Annotated in this window: 20 protein-coding genes; 17 read left to right on the top strand and 3 right to left on the bottom strand. The window is 27.3% G+C overall.

The genetic code is table 11. The features are described from left to right. The first annotated feature begins 3 nt into the window (after positions 1–3). The 10 genes from Q0998_RS13465 (at position 4) to Q0998_RS13420 (ending at position 10,198) form a co-directional block, all read left to right on the top strand. A complete protein-coding gene (locus Q0998_RS13465; RefSeq protein ID WP_299670576.1) occupies positions 4–960 on the top strand; it encodes a type IX secretion system membrane protein PorP/SprF in 957 nt (318 codons plus the stop codon). Positions 961–1,133: 173 nt separating this feature from the next. Beyond that, on the top strand, positions 1,134–2,249 hold the full coding sequence (gene gmd / locus Q0998_RS13460) for a GDP-mannose 4,6-dehydratase (RefSeq protein ID WP_299670574.1): 1,116 nt from the start codon (positions 1,134–1,136) through the stop codon (positions 2,247–2,249). Then, positions 2,242–3,354, top strand: coding sequence for a GDP-L-fucose synthase (locus tag Q0998_RS13455; RefSeq protein ID WP_299670572.1), 1,113 nt, complete (start codon positions 2,242–2,244; stop codon positions 3,352–3,354). Before gmd ends, Q0998_RS13455 begins: the two co-directional genes overlap by 8 nt. 46 nt (positions 3,355–3,400) lie before the next feature. Then, positions 3,401–4,786 carry an MATE family efflux transporter gene (locus Q0998_RS13450; RefSeq protein WP_299670570.1) on the top strand — a complete coding sequence of 462 codons (1,386 nt, stop codon included), beginning with the start codon at positions 3,401–3,403 and terminating at the stop codon, positions 4,784–4,786. Positions 4,787–4,795: 9 nt separating this feature from the next. Beyond that, complete coding sequence (locus tag Q0998_RS13445; protein WP_299670568.1) at positions 4,796–5,377, top strand: acyltransferase; 582 nt, start codon at positions 4,796–4,798, stop codon at positions 5,375–5,377. Next, positions 5,361–6,362 carry a hypothetical protein gene (locus Q0998_RS13440; RefSeq protein ID WP_299670566.1) on the top strand — a complete coding sequence of 334 codons (1,002 nt, stop codon included), beginning with the start codon at positions 5,361–5,363 and terminating at the stop codon, positions 6,360–6,362. The genes Q0998_RS13445 and Q0998_RS13440 overlap by 17 nt, the downstream gene beginning before the upstream one ends. 5 nt (positions 6,363–6,367) lie before the next feature. Further along, the gene (locus Q0998_RS13435) at positions 6,368–7,198 is read left to right on the top strand and encodes a hypothetical protein (RefSeq protein WP_299670564.1); all 831 of its coding nucleotides are present in this window, start codon (positions 6,368–6,370) and stop codon (positions 7,196–7,198) included. Positions 7,199–7,202: 4 nt separating this feature from the next. Next, positions 7,203–7,964, top strand: coding sequence for a glycosyltransferase family 2 protein (locus tag Q0998_RS13430; protein WP_299670562.1), 762 nt, complete (start codon positions 7,203–7,205; stop codon positions 7,962–7,964). A gap of 391 nt (positions 7,965–8,355) precedes the next feature. Continuing rightward, positions 8,356–9,135 (top strand): hypothetical protein, encoded by a 780-nt coding sequence (locus tag Q0998_RS13425; protein ID WP_299670560.1) that lies wholly within the window; start codon positions 8,356–8,358, stop codon positions 9,133–9,135. Continuing rightward, positions 9,113–10,198 (top strand): glycosyltransferase, encoded by a 1,086-nt coding sequence (locus tag Q0998_RS13420; RefSeq protein WP_299670558.1) that lies wholly within the window; start codon positions 9,113–9,115, stop codon positions 10,196–10,198. Before Q0998_RS13425 ends, Q0998_RS13420 begins: the two co-directional genes overlap by 23 nt. A gap of 474 nt (positions 10,199–10,672) precedes the next feature. On the opposite strand, the gene Q0998_RS13415 is transcribed toward Q0998_RS13420, so the two are convergent. Further along, positions 10,673–10,855, bottom strand: coding sequence for a hypothetical protein (locus Q0998_RS13415; RefSeq protein ID WP_299670667.1), 183 nt, complete (start codon positions 10,853–10,855; stop codon positions 10,673–10,675). On the opposite strand from Q0998_RS13415, the gene Q0998_RS13410 reads away from it, so the two are divergent. The 4 genes from Q0998_RS13410 to Q0998_RS13395 are packed head-to-tail and all read left to right on the top strand — an operon-like array spanning position 10,782 to position 14,703. Further along, on the top strand, positions 10,782–11,414 hold the full coding sequence (locus tag Q0998_RS13410; RefSeq protein ID WP_366943652.1) for an O-antigen ligase family protein: 633 nt from the start codon (positions 10,782–10,784) through the stop codon (positions 11,412–11,414). The two genes, Q0998_RS13415 and Q0998_RS13410, sit on opposite strands and share 74 nt — an antisense overlap. After that, positions 11,411–12,577, top strand: coding sequence for a glycosyltransferase (locus Q0998_RS13405; RefSeq protein WP_299670554.1), 1,167 nt, complete (start codon positions 11,411–11,413; stop codon positions 12,575–12,577). Before Q0998_RS13410 ends, Q0998_RS13405 begins: the two co-directional genes overlap by 4 nt. Positions 12,578–12,609: 32 nt before the next feature. Beyond that, positions 12,610–13,965, top strand: coding sequence for an exopolysaccharide biosynthesis polyprenyl glycosylphosphotransferase (locus Q0998_RS13400; RefSeq protein WP_299670552.1), 1,356 nt, complete (start codon positions 12,610–12,612; stop codon positions 13,963–13,965). After that, positions 13,966–14,703, top strand: coding sequence for a glycosyltransferase (locus tag Q0998_RS13395; RefSeq protein ID WP_299670550.1), 738 nt, complete (start codon positions 13,966–13,968; stop codon positions 14,701–14,703). Here Q0998_RS13395 and Q0998_RS13390 read toward each other — a convergent pair. Together Q0998_RS13390 and Q0998_RS13385 are read right to left on the bottom strand one after the other, a co-directional pair. Then, positions 14,700–15,296 (bottom strand): response regulator transcription factor, encoded by a 597-nt coding sequence (locus Q0998_RS13390; protein ID WP_299670549.1) that lies wholly within the window; start codon positions 15,294–15,296, stop codon positions 14,700–14,702. The two genes, Q0998_RS13395 and Q0998_RS13390, sit on opposite strands and share 4 nt — an antisense overlap. Further along, positions 15,289–17,187, bottom strand: a complete 1,899-nt coding sequence (locus Q0998_RS13385) for an ATP-binding protein (RefSeq protein ID WP_299670547.1) — start codon at positions 17,185–17,187, stop codon at positions 15,289–15,291. Before Q0998_RS13385 ends, Q0998_RS13390 begins: the two co-directional genes overlap by 8 nt. 82 nt (positions 17,188–17,269) lie before the next feature. On the opposite strand from Q0998_RS13385, the gene Q0998_RS13380 reads away from it, so the two are divergent. From Q0998_RS13380 to Q0998_RS13370, 3 genes are read left to right on the top strand one after another with little or no spacing between them, the layout of a single operon-like run. Next, positions 17,270–17,896: a T9SS type A sorting domain-containing protein gene (locus Q0998_RS13380; RefSeq protein WP_299670545.1), complete on the top strand. Its 627-nt coding sequence runs from the start codon at positions 17,270–17,272 to the stop codon at positions 17,894–17,896. Positions 17,897–17,914: 18 nt separating this feature from the next. Further along, entirely contained in the window at positions 17,915–18,694 is a 780-nt protein-coding gene (locus Q0998_RS13375; protein WP_299670543.1) for a tail fiber protein, read from the top strand. Positions 18,695–18,713: 19 nt separating this feature from the next. Continuing rightward, positions 18,714–19,598 carry a hypothetical protein gene (locus Q0998_RS13370; RefSeq protein WP_299670541.1) on the top strand — a complete coding sequence of 295 codons (885 nt, stop codon included), beginning with the start codon at positions 18,714–18,716 and terminating at the stop codon, positions 19,596–19,598. The last annotated feature ends 61 nt before the right edge of the window (positions 19,599–19,659 follow it).

Raw genomic sequence — 19,659 nt, 5'->3', positions numbered from 1 at the left:
CCGATGAAGAAATTATATATACTCGTTATTTGTTTGATAGCAAACGGCTCTATTTTTGGACAAGAAAATAATTTGCCACAATATTTAAATTATATGGGTGATAATCCTTTTATGATCACACCTGCGTATGCAGGAATTGGTTCAGGATTAAGAATTAGAGTCAACGGATTATCGCAATGGCTCGGTGTAAAAGATGCACCAGACACCCAATCTTTTTCTTTAGAAAGTAGAATAGCAGACCGTTTTGGAGGTGGTTTGGTGGTGTTTAATGACAGCAATGGAAATACGACCCAGCAAGGAGTAAAACTTACTTTTGCCAGTCATTTGACTTTAAGTCGTCTGAATGATAGTTTTTTCTCATTTGGTTTTACCTATAGTTACAATATGTTTAGAATTGACACCGATAATTTTAATGGACCAGATTCTTCTGTGGTAGATAATAGAAGTGTAAATTCTTCCAATTTTGATGTCAGTTTTTTATATCGTTTTAATCATTATAGCGTTAGTTTAAATATTTCGAACCTTTTAAATAAAGATGATGATACTTTTGCAAACGGAGAACCCTTAGTGCTCAGAAGGTTTTCTCTTTTTAATTCTTATATTTTCAATAAATTTTCCGCTAATTATGAGCTAGAACCTTCTATTCTGGTTGAATATTTTGAGGCTGACCAAAGGTCTAGAACCGATTTTAATCTTAAATTAAGAAAAAGAACAAGCAATGGGTATATCTGGGCTGGTGTAAGCTATAATTTCTTAAATGATCAATTTTTAAACCCGAACAGCATCGCGCCAATTGTAGGTTTAAAAAGAGGAAATTTATATGCCTCTTATGGTTTTGGAATCAACACCAACAAAACACAAGCATTTAATGTGGGTTCGCATATGATTACTTTAGGGTTCGATTTTGTTCGAAGTGCAAGTTCGGCAAGATGTACTCAGAAGTATTATATTTTTCAGTAATTGAAATTAAAAAATCAATTATCAATTTTAATGAAGTCTTATAAAGATGGTATAATTTACAAAAGAATTAGTGCTATTGATTTTCATTTTCTAAAAATTCAAATTCTTATTCATTTTTAGCACCAAAATCGTATGTTTGTGTATTAAACTTATACCAAAAAAGATTCTTAGAAATGAGAAAAGTTGCTTTAATTACAGGAATTACAGGACAAGACGGCGCCTATCTAACCGAATTATTACTTAAAAAGGGTTATGAAGTTCATGGAATTAAAAGAAGAGCTTCTAGTTTTAATACCCAAAGGATCGACCATCTGTATCAAGATCCACACATAGAAAACAGAAGTTTGTTTTTACATTATGGGGATATGACAGATTCTTCTAATTTAATTAGAATTATTCAAGAAGTAAAACCCGATGAAATTTACAATCTCGCTGCAATGAGTCATGTACACGTTTCTTTTGAAACACCAGAGTATACTGCAAATGTAGATGGTTTAGGTACTTTAAGATTGTTGGAAGCGATACGAATTTTAAACCTAGAGAAAAAGACCAAAATCTATCAAGCTTCCACTTCAGAATTATACGGTAAAGTGCAAGAAGTACCTCAAACAGAAACAACGCCATTTTATCCAAGAAGTCCTTATGGAGTAGCAAAAATATATGCCTATTGGATTACAGTAAACTATAGAGAAGCGTATAATTTATTTGCCTGTAACGGAATTTTATTTAATCACGAATCTCCAATTCGAGGAGAAACTTTTGTTACCAGAAAAATTACGAGAGCAGTCTCTAAAATTGCTTTAGGTATGCAGGGCAAAGTCTTTCTAGGGAATTTAGATGCAAAAAGAGATTGGGGTCATGCAAAAGACTATGTAAGAATGATGTGGATGATTTTGCAAGCAAAAGAACCAGAAGATTGGGTAATTGCAACAGGAAAAACAACCACTGTTAGAGATTTTGTAAATATGGCATTTGCTCAAGTAGGTATAAGTTTAGAATTTAAAGGAGAAGGTACAGAAGAGAAAGGATATATAAAAGCATGTTCCAACAGTGAATATACTGTCGAAATTGGTAAAGAAGTTGTAGCGATAGATTCTCATTATTACAGACCTACAGAAGTAGATTTATTAGTAGGAGACGCCACAAAAGCAAAACAAAAATTAGGTTGGGTTCCAGAATTCACCCTGCAAGATTTAGTAAAAGATATGATGCAGAATGATGTAAATCTAATGAAAAAAGAAATGTATCTTAAAAAAGGGGGGCACGATATTCTCAACAATTATGAATAAGAACGATAAGATATTTGTTGCAGGTCATAGAGGTTTGGTGGGGAGTGCCATTTTAAAGAATCTTCAAGAAAAAGGGCATACCAATATTATTACTAGAACACACAAAGAACTAGATTTAACAAATCAGCAAGCAACCGCAGCTTTTTTTGCACAAGAAAACCCAACTTATGTCTTTTTAGCAGCGGCAAAAGTTGGGGGTATTGTTGCAAATAATAGGTATAGAGCAGATTTTATTTATCATGATTTAATGATTCAGAATAATGTAATTCACCAGAGTTATGTTTCTGGCGTTAAAAAATTACTATTCCTAGGAAGTACTTGTATTTATCCAAAAAATGCAGCGCAACCCATTAAAGAAGAGTCTCTATTAACAGATGTTTTAGAATATACCAATGAGCCCTATGCGATCGCTAAAATTGCTGGTATTAAGCTTTGTGAAAGTTATAATTTGCAATATGGCACCAATTTTATTTCTGTAATGCCAACAAATCTATACGGACCCAATGATAATTTTGATTTAGAAAAATCGCATGTTTTGCCAGCTTTAATTCGTAAAATTCATTTGGCAAAGTTGATATTAGAGGATAACTGGGAAGGCGTTCGAAAAGATTTGAATAAAAATCCTATAAAAAACATTTCAGGGAAAAATGATAAAAATGAAATTTTAAAGATTTTAGAGAAGTTTGGTGTCTTTCAATTCTCCCCTTTTGGGGAAGATGTGCATAGCGCAGAAGGGGCTGTTGAAGTTTGGGGAACAGGTAAACCAATGAGAGAGTTTTTATATTCAGAAGACATGGCAGATGCTTGTGTTCATATAATGCAAAGTGTAGATTTTAAAGATTTAATTTCTGATAAAAAAGAAATAAGAAATACCCATATCAACATTGGAACAGGAAGAGATATTTCGATTAAAGATTTAGCAAATTTGATAAAGAAAATTGTAGGCTTTAAAGGTAAATTTGTTTTCAATACAGAAAAACCAGATGGTACCATGCGTAAGGTTACAGATGTTACTAAATTAAATAATCTGGATTGGAAACATAAAGTAGAATTAGAAAGTGGTGTACAAATGATGTATGATTGGTATTTGAAAAAGTCTTTATAACATAAAACTGTCAAAATACAACATCAAGTTTCATTAAAAAGATAAAATGATATTTTTCAAAATTTTTTTTTCCAAAATATTTCAATATATATCCAAGGGGAATGAAAGGTCAATAAAAGCAAAGTCTAATATTATTTCACTTTTTTTTATAAAAGGGTTTAGTGTGATTATAAATTTAATGTTAATACCATTAACATTAGATATTTTAAGCAATTATAAATATGGAGTATGGATTACTATATTTAGTGTTTTATCATGGATAGAAATTTTTGATATTGGTATTGGAAATGGACTTAGGAATAAGTTTTCTGAATCTATAGCAAGGGGTAATTTAAAGGAAGGTAAAGAATACATTAGTACTGCATATATTATAATGATTTTTTTATCAATCTCAGTAATATTAATATTCTATTTACCTTGGAATTATGTTAATTGGGCATCTGCTTTTAATGTTAATGAAAATTTTCAAGAAGAAATTAAATATTTAATTTTTATTCTTTTCTCAATTACAGTTGCACAATTCTCTTTAAAATTGATAAATTCAATATTATTAGCTAACCATAAACCAGCTTATCCTTCGCTAATTATTGCTATTTCTAATTTTATTGTTCTATTGATTTTTTTAGTGTTTAAAGAAGAACTGAAGGATAATCTTTTAGGTATTGGAGTTATTTACACTATAATTCCTTTTATAATTTTTGTTTTTTTTAGTTTTTGGATGTTCAGTAGAAAATACAAAAGTTTTAGACCATCTTTTACTTTTTTCGATAAAAATAAAGTTAAAGATTTATTCTCATTAGGAGGTAAATTTTTTTTTATACAACTAGCAGGAATAATAATTTTCCAGACAGATACATTAATTATATCTCATGTGATATCTCCAGAAGAAGTTACTCCATATAGCATAACTTTTAGATATTTTGGTGTTATTACAATGCTATCTACATTAATAATGATTCCTCTTTGGTCTGCATATACAGAGGCTTATGTGAAAAAGGATTTTATTTGGATAAGAAAAATAGTAAAAAAACAATTAATGGCTTTAATAGTAATTTTTCCAATACTAATTATAATGGTTTTCTCAGGTAGAAAAATAATAACTATTTGGATTAATGAGTCAATGATTATTTCTAGTGAACTACTAGTGTCTTTTGCTGTTTATACCTTCTTGAGTATGGTTACAGGAATATTTTCCACAATATTAGGTGGTATTAGCAAAGTTAGACTAATTATGTATATGACTATATTTACAATGATTTTAAACATTCCATTATCTATTTTCTTTATTAAATTTACGGGTAATAATACTTATGGAGTAATCATAGCAACATCAATATGTTTATTAATTACTGCTATTGGAAACATATTTCAAGTAAAATATTTCATATTTTCAGACAGAAAAACAGCTTTTTTAGATAAGATTCTACAGTAAAAATAAATTATGAAAAAAATATTAGAATTTTTAAAGGATTGGGTTTTCACAATATTGAATTTATTCTCTAGTATATTTGCTATTAATCTTAAGCCGTTCTTATTTGTAAGAACTTTTATTTTAAAAATTACTGGAATTAGTATTGAGAAAAATTGTTTTATAGATTTAGGATTTAGATTTTTACATCCCAAAAACATATCAATTGGGAATAATGTAAGTTTAGGACATTTCAATAAAATATGGGCTTTTAATAAAGTTGAAATTGGTAATTATGTTCAAACAGCAATTGGTTTAACAATAGTTTCTGGTGGGCACGAAACAAATGACTATAGTGCCAAAACTATAAATCAAGAAATTATTATTGAAGGCGAAAATTGGATAGGTGCCAACGTAACAATTTTAGGAGGAGTGACTATTGGAAAAGGGACAGTTGTTGGAGCTGGTTCTGTAGTAGTAAAAAGTTTACCAGCGTATTCAATATGTGTGGGAAATCCTTGTAAGGTTATTAGAAAAAGAACTCCTTCAAAATCAGTAATTTCACCATTTGGTAACTATGAACCTAGCTATTTTAATAATGAAAAACCTAATTAAAGATTTAAAATATATTTTAGAGGATTTTAAAGGAGCAAGAAGAAGGAAAGATTTTCTAAATAATTCTTTGATAAAAGTAAGAATATCTTCTAACGCAGCTAGCTATAACAGCTTTATAATAAATCAAACTCCAAATAATTCTGGAATTGTAAACAACACTATTTTCTATAACGACTTAACTCCAGATTTTGATTTTGTTATAAATAAACCAAATAAGGCACTAAAGTATAATAAAAAAAACAGTTTTTTATTACATATAGAGCCACCAAAATATATTAGAAAACTAGATCTTTCTGCACCTAAAGTAGTGCGAAAATTTAAAAAGGTTTTTACAACAGATCAACATGCTATAAAAAAAAATAATGATAAATTTATTTTATCTCCTCCTTTTGTTCATTGGCATTTAGGAGGTAATTATTATACAGATAGAATAGAAAGCGAAAAGATTATAGATTACAATTTTTTAGAAGCTGCAAAATATCCAGAAAAAAGCATTAATTTATCTACTATAAATTCTAACTTAACAAGTATAGAAGGGCATAAAGTTAGAGCAGATTTTATAGAAAAACTATGTAAAAGCAATTATAAGTTCAACTTGTATGGAGGTTCTAAATGGGCAAATTTTAAACAATATATAGATAATGCACCAAAGGGCAAATGGTTTCCTTTTTCAAAAAGCAGGTATGTTCTTGTTATAGAAAATGAAAAAGCTCCCTTTTATTGGAGTGAGAAATTTTCTGATGCAGTTTTAAGTTTTGCAACGCCTATATATTATGGCTGTACAAATATGTTAGATTACTTTCCAGAAGGCAGTTTTTATCCTTTAGATATTAATGAAAGAGACAGTATAGAGGAGCTAAAATCTGTTGTTGAGAGTGATTTTCATGAAAAGAATATGTCTAAATTAATCGAAGCTAGAGCACTAATTTTAAAAAAATACAACTTATTTAGTTTTATGAGTAGAATAGTAAATGAGAATTTATAAAAATTATGATAACACTTGTTAATTTTGCAGATGAAAAATTCAGAAATAAGCAAAAATGGAACACTTTATCGGCTAAGCTATTTGGAAAATTTGATCACGTTATCGAATATGATTTTAGCGATATAAACGAACAAAGCTTATCATTAAATAAAGAAAGTCTTAAATATAAAGAAAAAGGGTCTGGTAATTATTTTTGGAAACCTTATATAGTTGAAAAAGCTTTAAATAGAATTAATGAAGGTGATTATTTAATGTATGCAGATAGCGGTTCGTTCTTTTTAAAAAGTGTTTTACCATTAGTAAAACACATGCAAAAGAAAAATAAAGAAATCCTTTGCTTTAGGTTACCCTTAATAGAAAAACAATGGACTAAAAGAGATGCTTTCATTTTAATGAACGCAGATAATGTTAAATACACAGAAACCTCTCAAGTTTTAGGAACTTTTTTCTTATTAAAAAAATGTAAAGAGTCAATAAATTTCGTTGAAAAATATAAAACCCTCTGTTCAGATAGTAGAATTTTGAGTGACGACCCAAATGAATTAGGAAAAAAAAATTACCCAGAATTTATAGCACATAGACATGACCAATCTATATTAAGTTTATTATGTAAGAAACACAATAATCTATTGCTTGAAAAAGATATAAGCGATTACGGCTATTACCCCTATAGGTATTTGCTAGGAAAAAACAGACTATTTGATAAAGAAATGCTTAACACTAAAAATAATAATTTTAAAGGAATATTAATTTCTCAACGAACTCAAAATTTATTTCTTTACCTGTTAAAATATTATATAAGAAGAATACTATTAAAATTTAATATTAAGATTTAAAAAATTGATAAACAAACCATTATTTACTATTGTTACAGCATCCTTCAATAGTGCTTTAACTATAAAAAGAACTGTAAAATCTGTGTTAGCGCAAACTATTACTGATTTTGAATATATAATAGTAGATGGAAATTCAAAAGATTCAACGTTAGCAATTGTAAAATCTTTTGAAGTAGATTTTAAAAAAAAAGGAATTGTTTACAAATGGATTTCAGAAAAAGATTTTGGCATTTATGATGCATTTAATAAAGGAATAAAAGAGGCAAGTGGCAAATGGATTTCTTTTTTAGGATCGGACGATTTTTATCTAAAAATTGCTTTGGCATCCTATAAAAAAAAGATAGAAGATTTAAATTTTGAACCGGATTTTATTCATTCTAGTATAAAAATAGATCATAAAATTTGCTTCAAAAAAGCATGGAAATGGAAAGATTTTAAACGAAAAATGACAATTGCCCATGCAGGAGGATTTCATAATGCAGCGTATTTTCAAAAATATGGATTATTTGACACAAATTATAAAATTGCTGCAGATTACGAATTGCTGCTTAGGGCAAAAGACAAACTTAAAACATCCTATCTCAATAATTTTATTTTAGTAATGTCTAGTGAGGGAATAAGTAATAACAGAGTAATTGACGTTTATAAAGAAACTACCAGCGCTAAAATTAAAATAGGTTTAAATAGAACATTGGCAAAAGCCGATTTTATTTTATGGTCTTTTAAATATAAAGTAAAAAATATTTTACATGCGGTTATTAGATAAATATATCATTTTTTCTAGTGTGTTTTCTCTTTTTACAGAAGCATTTTATATAAATTATTTTATTGATATAAAGTTGTTTTACGTTATTTTACTGTCTAATTCTTTATTATTGTCAGTAAACCATAAACTAACAGTTTCAAAAAATTTAATTATATTGTTATGTTTTCTTTTGGGACATGGTATTTTGAGTTACTTACTCTTATGGAATCCAATTAAATCTTTATTTGCTCAACTAATAGGGATTTCAATTAGCAGTATTTTTTTCTATAACTTTTTAAAATGTTACTCTACTAAAACAGTATTCCAAACCTATCTTGATTTTGCATTTTGGATTGCAGTATTAGCAATACCAATGTATTTTTTTGAAATTAATGCATTCTCAGTAAATAGATTGAACGGAATATTAACAGAACCAGCTCATTATGCAGTAATTATGTTGCCTGCATCATATTTTTTTTTCCGAAGAAAAAAGTATTTGAGGTTGGCAATAGTTGTTTTTACTGTTATGTTGTCAAAATCTTCCATCGGTTATATAGGTTTAATTCTAATTTTAATTTTACCTTTATTTAAAGTAAAATATTTTATTAAATATTCTTGGTTAGTAATTATTGTCTTAGGGTCGTCTATTTACTATATAAGCACACAGTGGAATAAATCTGTAGATGAAAATGATAGTAATTTATTAGTAAGAAGATTAAAAGAAACCAACGAGTCTTTAAATGCTATTAATTCTGGTAAATTTAAAGAATATACAAATTTAAGCTCCTACGCTTTTATTAGTAATGCTTTTGTTGCTAAAGAAATTATTATGAAAACACCTATAGGTGCTGGGTTAGGAGGTTACCAATATGAGTATGATAAATTTTACAAGAAAATAAAACCACCAAAATATTTAGTAACACTTAAATTATCTAAAATTAATAGAACAGATGCAAACTCATTATTTTTGAGGCTGATAGGAGATTTTGGAATTTTAGCAGTTGTTTTTTTACTCTATTTTTTTTATGTAAGTTTTTCCTTATTTCAAAAAGATAAAAAAATAATAAGGCAAAGCACCTTCTTTTATCTCATCGTAAAGTTGATTAGAGAAGGACATTATTTTCCGCCAGAATTTTACTTTTTTTTACTTATTTTTTTAAAAGATTTTGATGAGGATATTACACATAGTTGAAGATTTTTCTATTAAAAGTGGAGGGTTAAGAACAGTTATTAAGAATCTTGATTTTTTCTTAAAAAAAATGGGGCATAAATCTTACATTATTGCTTCAGATAAGGAAAAAAGCGATGCTATTTTTGTTGTAAAATCAACTACCAAATGGTTGTATTCTCAAGAATGGAAAAAAAGTATTCTTACAATAATTAATGAACAAAAAATAGAAGTAGTACACATTCATGGTGCTTGGTTATATCCACAATATATAGGTGCAAAAATTGCTGTGGAAAATAAAATTCCAATGGTTTTAAGTTTACATGGGATGTTTCAACCTTGGCTTTGGAAAAAAGGAACATTAAAAAAGAAACTTTATTTTAATCTATTAAGTAAAAAGTATTTTTCAAAAGCATTAGTATTTCATACCATAACCCCTATTGAAACAGAAACAATAAAAAGATTTTTTAAAAAAAGTAATAGTGATGAAATTCCCAATTTAATTTCAATAGCAGAGCAAAACAATAAAGTAAATTTTACGGAAAAAAATATACTTTACTTAGGAAGGCTTAATAAGACTAAAGGAATTGATATTTTAATAAAAGCATTTTCAAAAATAGACAATAACAAAGTAAAACTTCAAATTGCAGGAGGTTTTAATAAGTATAAAAAAGAATTAGAAGAAGTAGTAGAATCATTAAACTTAAAGGATAAAGTAATTTTTTTGGGAGAGGTTAAAGGAGAAGTTAAAACTAAATTAATAAAAAATGCTTGGGTAATGGCAAGTCCTTCATTTTCAGATGTAATAGGCATGGTGAATTTGGAAGCAGCTTCGCTAAAAACACCAATGATTACAACATATAATACTGGTTTGAAACCAGAATGGAATTTAAATGGTGGTAAATTAATAAACCCAAACATACAAGAATTAACAGATGCTTTAAAGGAAACTTTAAGTTGGTCTTTAGAAAAGAGAAACGCAAAAGGCAAGCTTCTTTATAACTATGTTAAGAAAGTCTATTCTTGGGATACTAGATTAAAAGATTGGCAGTTATTATATGAAAAAGCGATTTTTAATGAAAAATAATTGGCTAGAGAAAGTAATAAAATTATCATTTTTAGGATTGGCCTTATTTCCATTACTTAAGGAAAATATAAATTCTATCCTAATTATTATTTGTGCACTTTTGACTTTAGTTAGCAATATTAAAACAAAAAAGAAGCAAAAAATAGACTCAAAATTCTGGGTTTTAACAATCCCTTTTTGGATGTATTTTTTGCATGAATTATTAACTTTAGATAATAATTTTGATAGGGTTTTACTAAATTTACCGTTCTTAATTTTTCCTTTGTTATTTGCTTTCAGACCAAGTTATATTGATTCAGATATTAAAAAAAAATCATTATATATTTTTCAAACAAGTTTATTGTTACAATGCTTCATATATGTGTTGTTCTTTCTATTTCATCATTCAATAGATAAGTTCTTTTTGGTACACAATAGTATCCCTTTTTTTAGAGAATTTGTATCAGAAAATTATTTATTTACAATACATCCAACTTATTTTAGCTCATTTTTATTAATAAGCTTTACTATATCTTTTTTTTCATTAATTACTAGTACTACTACTAATAATAATAAAATAGCTACCACTATTAACATTTTAGCAATGGTTTTTTTTATATTTTTATTTTCTTCTCGAATGATAATCCTATTATTGCTACTTACTATATTTAGTAACATTGTTTACTTAATTTCAAAAAAAGGATTAAAACGAGGTGTATTGTTTTTACTTCCAACGGTTATTTTACTGGCTATTTTAATTTATCCTGCAAAAAAAGGAATTGGAGAGCGATTTAAAGAAATTAAAACAGAGATAAATAAACCAATTGTTGGTGATTATTACAACTCTTCCAATACTAGAATAGCTATTTTAAAATGTTCTTTAACTTTATTAAAAGAAACGCCTCTTTTTGGTTATGGAGATAAATTACAGGAAAAACTGAATGATTGTTACAAACAAAATAACGATAGCAATTTTTATCTAAAACAAACGTTTAACACACACAATTATTATATCAACTTAGTCACTTATGGAGGGTGGTTTTTTCTGCTTTTATTTATAATATATCTATTTTACACATTTATAAAAATTAAACACTCAGTTTTAGGATTGTTTCTATTATTTCAAATTTTGGCTATTAATCTTACAGAAAATTATTTTTCTAGACATTACGGAATTGTTATTTATGTTTATTTAATAGCTATGTTTATATTTATAAAAGAAAGAAAAGAAGTATGAAAACCCTCTCTAAAAATATTTTAATACTATCTCCATTTTTTTTTCCAGAACCTATTTCTACAGGAAAATTCAATACAAATTTTGCTCTCGAATTAAGAGATAAAGGGCATAGTGTAACCATATTATGTTTTCATCCATTTTATCCAGACTGGAAATCAAAAAAAAGTAATAATCAATTAAAAGGAATTAAAATAATTAGAGGAGGTAAAAATCTTTTTTATTCAAAAAAAACAATCTTTAGAAGATTCGTTTTAGAAATAGGCTATGCTTTTTTTGTGTTAAGAAAATTATTCAAGTACAAAAATAAAATAGATATTGTAGTGCCTGTTTTTCCACCAAGTTTTGCTTTTTTTTCAGTAATATCTTTTTTGAAAAGTATAAAAAAAGTGGGTATGGTTCATGATCTTCAAGAAATTTACTCTTCTACAAAAAAAGGAGTATTTAATAAATTTATTACCTATTTCATTAATAAAATTGAGAAAAAATGCTTTAAAAATTGTGATAGACTTATTTTTTTATCAAATGAAATGAAAGATGTTGCTAATGAATTATATAATTTAGATGAAACTAAATTAGAGGTGCAATACCCATTCCATTCGATAAAAAATAAAATAACTAATGATTTAGAAAATATTTTAAGTTCAGAAACAATAAACATAGTATATTCTGGAGCTTTAGGAGATAAACAAAATCCAGAAAAATTATATAATTTTTTTGACTACTCATCAAAAAAGACAAAAAACTTAAAATTTTATTTTTTCTCTCAAGGTACTATTTTTAATAATCTTAAGGACAAGAATAAGAACCAGGATATTAATTTTTACGATCTAGTGAATAGAGAAAATTTAGAGGAATTATACCATAGAAGTTCTGTGCAAATTGTACCTCAAAAAGAAAAAACATCTAAAGGCTCATTACCTTCGAAATTACCAAATTTACTAATAACTGGCTGTAAAATTCTAGTTATTACTGACAGAAATAGTGAAATAGAAACACTTTTTAGAACTAATAATTTATATTCTGTGACTAATTCTTGGAATAATGAAGTGCTTTTGACAACATTAAAAGAGTTAATAGATAAAGATTTAGATATTGCTCATCAAATAGAGGTTTCGAAAGATTTATTTACCATAGATAAAATGATTGACAAAATTTTATATTAAAACAATATATTTGTCTATAAAATAAAACTCTATTGAAAAAAAGATATTCATTTTTAATAAAACCCCTGCAAATATTACTAGACATACTTCTAATAATATTAATAATCTTTTTTATTAGAGACAAAGCATATCTGAATCTTCCTTTTTTATTATTTATAATTCTGTTTTGGTTATTAACTAGTTATTCTACTTCATTTTATAGAATATATAGGCACTTTAGTGCATTAAAAATTCTCACACTAATAGTAAAACAGTTTTTAATTTTTACTTTAGGTTATTTTGCCTATTTCGGTGTTTTTAAAGAAGGAGAGGTCGTAAATAACCAATTTCTAATATTAGTTACAATTCTTATTTCAATTACCTTTACAAAGTTTATAATTTTCTTTTTAGTAAAAAAATATAGAGCATTAGGTAACAATTTTAGAACAACTGTTGTTTTAGGATACGATGACTCTGCAAAAAAAGTAATTAAAATATTCAATAGTAAGGCAAATTTAGGGTACAAGTTTCTAGGCTTTTTCTCAGAGAGAGAATTTAAGAATCATAATTATTTAGGAAAAATTAAAGAAGTTTTCGAATTTGTAGAAAATAATATTGTAGATGAACTTTATTGTTCCTTATCGGTTTTAACTAAAAATCAAATTAAAGAAATAAAAAAATATACTACAGACAAAGGAATTGTTTTAAAACTAATTCCAAATGCTAACGAATTGTATTCAAAAAATCAAAGTATAGAGTTTTATGATGATACCTTATTGGTGTTAAATGTAAAAAAACTTCCTTTTGAATTTGCTGAAAATTTTTATATCAAAAGAATGTTTGATGTTTTTTTCTCTTTATTAGTTGCTGTTTTTTTACTTTCTTGGCTATTGCCAATCTTATGGGTTTTAGTGAAAATTGAGTCTAAAGGGCCTTTGATTTTTAGACAAAAAAGGGAAGGTATTAACGGTGATGAGTTTGTTTGTTACAAGTTTAGGTCAATGCAAGTAAATGAACATTCAGATACAATTCATGCTATAAAAGGAGATGTAAGAGTAACCACGATAGGTGCATTTATGAGAAGAACAAGTATAGATGAACTACCTCAGTTTATAAACGTTTTGTTTGGAGATATGAGTGTTGTTGGCCCTAGACCACATCTAGAAAGCTTATCTTTAGAATACCAGAGAGATGTGGACGATTATTTAAAAAGGCATATTGTAAAACCAGGAATTACAGGTTTGGCCCAAATTAGTGGGTATAGAGGAGAGATTAAAAATAGATCTGATATTAAAAATAGAGTGCGTTTAGATATTTTTTATATAGAAAATTGGTCTTTTTTATTAGATTTAAAAATTATTATTCAAACAATTTTAAATGTTTTTAAAGGAGAAAAAAATGCATATTAGATGATTACTGCCTCAATTGTCACTTATAAAGAAAGTTTAGAAACGCTTCAAACAACAGTTGATAGTTTTTTAAAAACGCCACTTCAAAAAAAACTATTTATAATAGATAATTCACCAGAGAATGAATTTGAATCAAAATTTAAACATGCTGAAATTGAATATATTTTTACTGATAAAAATCTAGGTTTTGGAAAAGCACATAATCTAATTTTAGATAAAATAGATTCAAAATTTCACCTAGTCTTAAATCCTGATATTATTTTTCCTATGGATGTAATTCCTAAATTGATTCATCAATTAAATAAAGAAAAAGTAGTTTCTTTTATTACGCCAAGAGTCACATATCCAAATGGGAAACTTCAATATATTTGTAGAAAACATCCTACTTTTTTTGATTTGATGAATAGAAAAATCAAAATTTCTAAAAAACAAATTTTTGAAAATGAATACAGAAACCAAGATTTGGAAAAATCTTTTTATCCAGATTTTATTCATGGTTGTTTTATGCTTTTTAAAACAGAAGATTTTATAAGATTAAGAGGTTTTGATGAACGTTATTTTTTATATCTAGAAGATGCAGATATTTGTAGAAAAATAGATGTTCTAGGTAAGAAAAAGATGTATTACCCAGAAGCAGAAATTATACATCTGCATCAAAAAGGATCTTCAAAAAGATTAAAGCTATTCTTTCGCCATCTTTCTTCTGCAATAAAATATTTTTTAAAGTGGGGATTTTAATTGATAAGACCCAGCATAAAAGCTTTTTTAATTAAACCTGCATTCGATTTAATATTTAGTTTTAAGAAAATATTTTTTTTATGAGTTTCCACTGTCATCCTACTGATAAATAAATTTTCCGCAATTTCATTTACCGTCTTTTCTTGTGCAATAAGAAGAACAATTTCTTTCTCTCTTTTCGTTAATTTATTATTTATTAAAGGAGTAATTTTTTTCTGGGTTGTAAAATAACTCATCTCATCTAGAACTATTTTTCTTATTGCTTTTATAAAATCTTCACTACTGGCATCTTTTAATATAAAACCATGAATCATTTTACGAGGAATTATTTGTGGAAACATACTAACTACTAATATTTTTAGATAAGGATATCTATTCTTAACTTTTTCTATAAACTCTATTCCATTCATATAAGGCATAGAAATATCTGTTATTAATAATTCTGGTTTATAAACATTCAGTTTATCTAGAGCTTTTTGAGCGTCTAAAAAAGTAGCCAATATCTCAATGTCTTCTTCTTTTTTTAAAATTGCAGATATACCTTCTATAAATAGTTTATGGTCGTCAACTAATATGATTTTTATTTTATTCATTGGGGATCTCGATAGAAATTAAGGTTCCTCTGTCAATCGTAGCATCGATATGTAAAGTACCATTCATACTACTAATTCTGTCTTTTATATTTTTAAAACCAATACCATCTGATTTTTTTTTAAGATCAAATCCAATTCCTTTATCTTCTACAATTAAAGAGATATATTCTTTATGACATGTAAATGAAATATCGATTGTTTTAGATTTTGAATATGTATAACTGTTGTTTATTAATTCTTGAAGAACTCTATATAGTTGGTGCTTTTTATGATTATTTAAAATATTAATGCAGTTTTCTGGATAGATACTAATATTAATTTTAGTTTTTTTCGAAGTTTCAAACGTGTTTTTCAATTCTAAAATTAAGTCAACGAAAGAAGTGTTTAAAATATAATGAGAACTTAATGTATGAGATAACAATCGAACCTCATGGGTTATTGAATTTATATTCTTTGTTATTTTTATAATTTCTAAATTTTTAACATCAGAATTTAAGGCATTTAAAATATGTTTTATTCCTGCCAATTTACCACCTATTCCATCGTGTAATTCTAAGGCAATTCTGTTTTTTTCTTTTTCTTGCCCTGCTATAAATTGATGTATTTTTTCTAATTCTAATTCTTTTTCACGTTTTTCTTTCTGACTTTTAAAGAGTTTCTTTTCTTGAGTCCTTATCTTTTTTTGATTTTTAAATCTATTTTTGTAGAATAGTAGCAAAACAAGTACAACTGTTAAAACTGAAATAAAAATAATAAGGATGTTTCTCTTACGTATTTCGGCTACTTCATTTTCTTTTTCTAATAAAACTATCTGATTTTCTTTTTTTTCTACTTCATATTGTGTTCTAATTTTTTCAAACTCTTTTTTCTTTTCTAGGCTTAAAATTCTCTCGTTTAATTCTAAAAAAGTATCAAGATATAAATAGGCTTCTTTATATTTTTGTAGGTGGTAAAGAACACCAGAAATTGTCCAATAGGCTTTCGATTTTTGATAGTCATCTACAAAAGAGCCGAATTCTTCAATTGCTTTTGTATATTTTTTTAGAGCATTTTTTAAATCTCCTTGACGCTCATAATAGATGCCTAAAGAAATATTAATATGATGAAGAGAATAGCTATTTCCAATCTGTTTGCTTATTTGTTCAGACTGCTTTAAATATTGAAATGCTTTTTTATACGCTTTCAAATAAATATAAAGATGCCCTAAGTTAGAGGTGATAATACTTTTAAGATACTTGTTATTACTTTCATTTATTAAAGCATATGCTTTTTTATAAAATATTAACGAGCTGTCTTTGTTTTTTTCTAAAAAAATAACCCCTAAAATATTATATGCATCCGCAAGATTATTTTTATCTGTACTATTATTTTTAATAACCTCTTGTAAAACTATTTTTGCATTTTGTTTTTCATTTGTAGCCCAATACAATCTTGCCAGATTATTTTTTATTTTAGAGACATCTTCTTTTGAAATTGTATTGGCAAGGACTAAGGCTTTCTCATAATACTTTAAAGAGGCTGTAAAGTTGTTTTTTCTTTTTTCAATAGAACCTAATAAATTATACAATTTGGCAAGTAGTTTTTTGTTCTCTAATTCTAAAGCCAATGAAATACCTTTCTTATTGTACGTATTAGCACTATCATTTTCTCTTTTAAAGTACAGAATTTCACTTAAATTTTTAAAGGAAGTAAGCAAGAGATTTTTGTCTCCAATTTTTTTACTATATGAAACAGCTATCGTAGCTTTTTTGTGTGCTGTATTAAAATCAGTAAAAAGAACTTGTTCAAATTCATTATGAAGCTTTGTAATATCCTCTTTAATTTGACCAATTACAGAGGCGTAGAAAAAGTAAAGTATACAAACTAAAAGAGGTTGTTTTGAAAGATTCAAAATTGAGTTAAATTTATAATGAATAAATATACCATATTTATGGTATATTTTAGAACTAAAAATATCATCAAATTTGTAAAGTATGAAAGATTATAGATTGTCCTTTTTATTAATACTATTGATATCAATTAGTATAAACCTTTTTTCTCAAAATTGGCCTTGTGAAGATACAGTACATGGCGTATTTAGTCATATTCATATGGATTGTACACAAGATATACAAGTCACATCAACCCAACAAGATCCTAATGGCACCATAATTAGAGGGGTAATTACAACTTCTGGAAGTATAATTATAATACCAGGAAGTAGTTTTGTAAGGATTATGCCAGATGGTACACAATCTAAAGGAATTAAAAAAACACAAACACACACCACAAAAATTGAAAGTAATGGGTCTGTAGGAGCAAAGTCTGGCAACAAGGCTAAAACGAAAGTTTCTTATGAAACAGATCTCTTGGATGAAATACCTGTTTTAGAGGAAATTATGGTGTATCCAAACCCAACGGAAGATTTTTTACATGTCCAATCGGCATCCCATAAAATAATAGGGTATCAAATTTCTAATTTTTATGGAAAAATTATTAAAAAAGAAAACCTATTATTAACAAATAAAATAAGGCTGTCTTTAGTGAAAAACGGAATATATCTTCTTAGAACACATTTAGAAAACGGAACTCAACAGATAGAAAAAATCATTAAAAATTAATAATCTTAAATTTATATTATGAAAAAAATTATTTTAGTATTAGTAGTTTATATCTTCAGTTTTGGAATTGAAATTAACGCACAAGATTTAATAAGCGGAGGTACTAACTCTTGGGTATTTCATACGCCTGATGATGGAAGAACAATTTTAAGCATAACCCCTAAAATTAATGGAGTGTGGGATTTTGGAAAAGAAACAGTTTTTCAAAATGACGGAATAGTTAAAATTCAGCAGTTAACTGTTGGTATTGGAGGAACATCGATGTTGGGGGATTTAGCTTTTGAAGGAGGAAACGATTGGGTACTTCATCATCCAGGAACAGTTCAAGGAAGTTTACATTTTGCTCCAAAAATTAATGGGCAATGGAATTGGAATCAACAGATTTATTTCACAAAAGATGCAGATGTAATTGTAGACGGTAAAATTGGTATTGGCTCAAGAAACCCAGACGAAAAACTAACCGTAAAAGGAAAAATACACGCAGAAGAAGTACGTGTAGATTTAAATGTACCTGCAGATTATGTATTTCAACACTATTATACAGGTTTTTCTGCCTTAAAAGAAACCTATAAAATGCCCACTTTAGAAGAAGTAGAAGCATTCGCTAAGAAACACCACCATTTGCCAGCAATTCCTTCTGCTAAACAAATACAAAAAGATGGTTTGCATCTAAAAGAAATGACCAACTTGTTATTGCAAAAAATAGAAGAACTAACCTTATATACAATTGAGCAACAAAAAAGTATCAAAGCACAAGAAAAACGTATAAAAGATTTAGAAAAAGTAATAAAAAATTAATAAAACTAAAATTTATATTATGAAAAAAATATTATCTACTATAGCTTTAGCCCTTATTTGTTTTATCTCACAAGGTCAAACTCAAACACAAAATTTAAATATGGGATTGTATCAACTTCAATTTCCGAGTGCAAGTGGGGGTAGTAACAGAATACAGAGCTATGCAGGAACTGCACCTGGGAAATGGATTTTTAAATCTAGATTTGATGACATCATTCTAGATGCAGGTGAAAATAGTAATAATAAATATCAAATATTATTCAAAACTGGAAATATTGAAAGAGTTCGAATTAATTCTGATGGTAAAGTTGGGATTGGAACAAGTAGTCCAAATTCACCACTTACAATAGGCTATAATAATTCTTCTAATCAACTTGCTTTTAAAAGACTAGATGGTGTTGAGTCTTTTTCTATGAATATAAACTCGTCTAATCAAATTATATTTAAAAATTATTCTGGAGGAGGAGATTTCGATTTCCAATCAAATATTGGTGGTCAAGGATTACGTTCCGTTTTATTTTTTAAAGGAGGTAACGGTAATGTTGGTATTGGTTCAATAAACCCAGACGAAAAACTAACGGTTAAAGGAAAAATACACGCAGAAGAAGTGCGTGTAGATTTAAATGTACCCGCAGACTATGTGTTTCAGAAATATTACACTGGTTTTTCTAATTTAAAGAAAGAATACAAAATGCCCACTTTAAAAGAAGTAGAGGTTTTTACTAAGAAACACCACCATTTGCCAGCTATTCCTTCTGCTAAAGAAATACAAAAGGAAGGTTTACACCTGAAAGAAATGACCAACTTGTTACTGCAAAAAATAGAAGAACTTACTTTGTATACTATTGCGCAAGAAAAACGTATTAACGCTTTGGAAGGTAAATTAGTAGAAAAGAAGAAATAGTTTTAATATTTTTTTTAAATTTTAGTAAAGAAGATGGAGCTGCATCCCAATTAAGCCATCT

It is taken from the genome of uncultured Polaribacter sp. (assembly GCF_947501385.1).
Taxonomy (GTDB): Bacteria; Bacteroidota; Bacteroidia; order Flavobacteriales; family Flavobacteriaceae; genus Polaribacter.
Note: the sequence above shows the minus strand (reverse complement) of the source record. Positions and strands in the feature narration are given on the sequence as shown.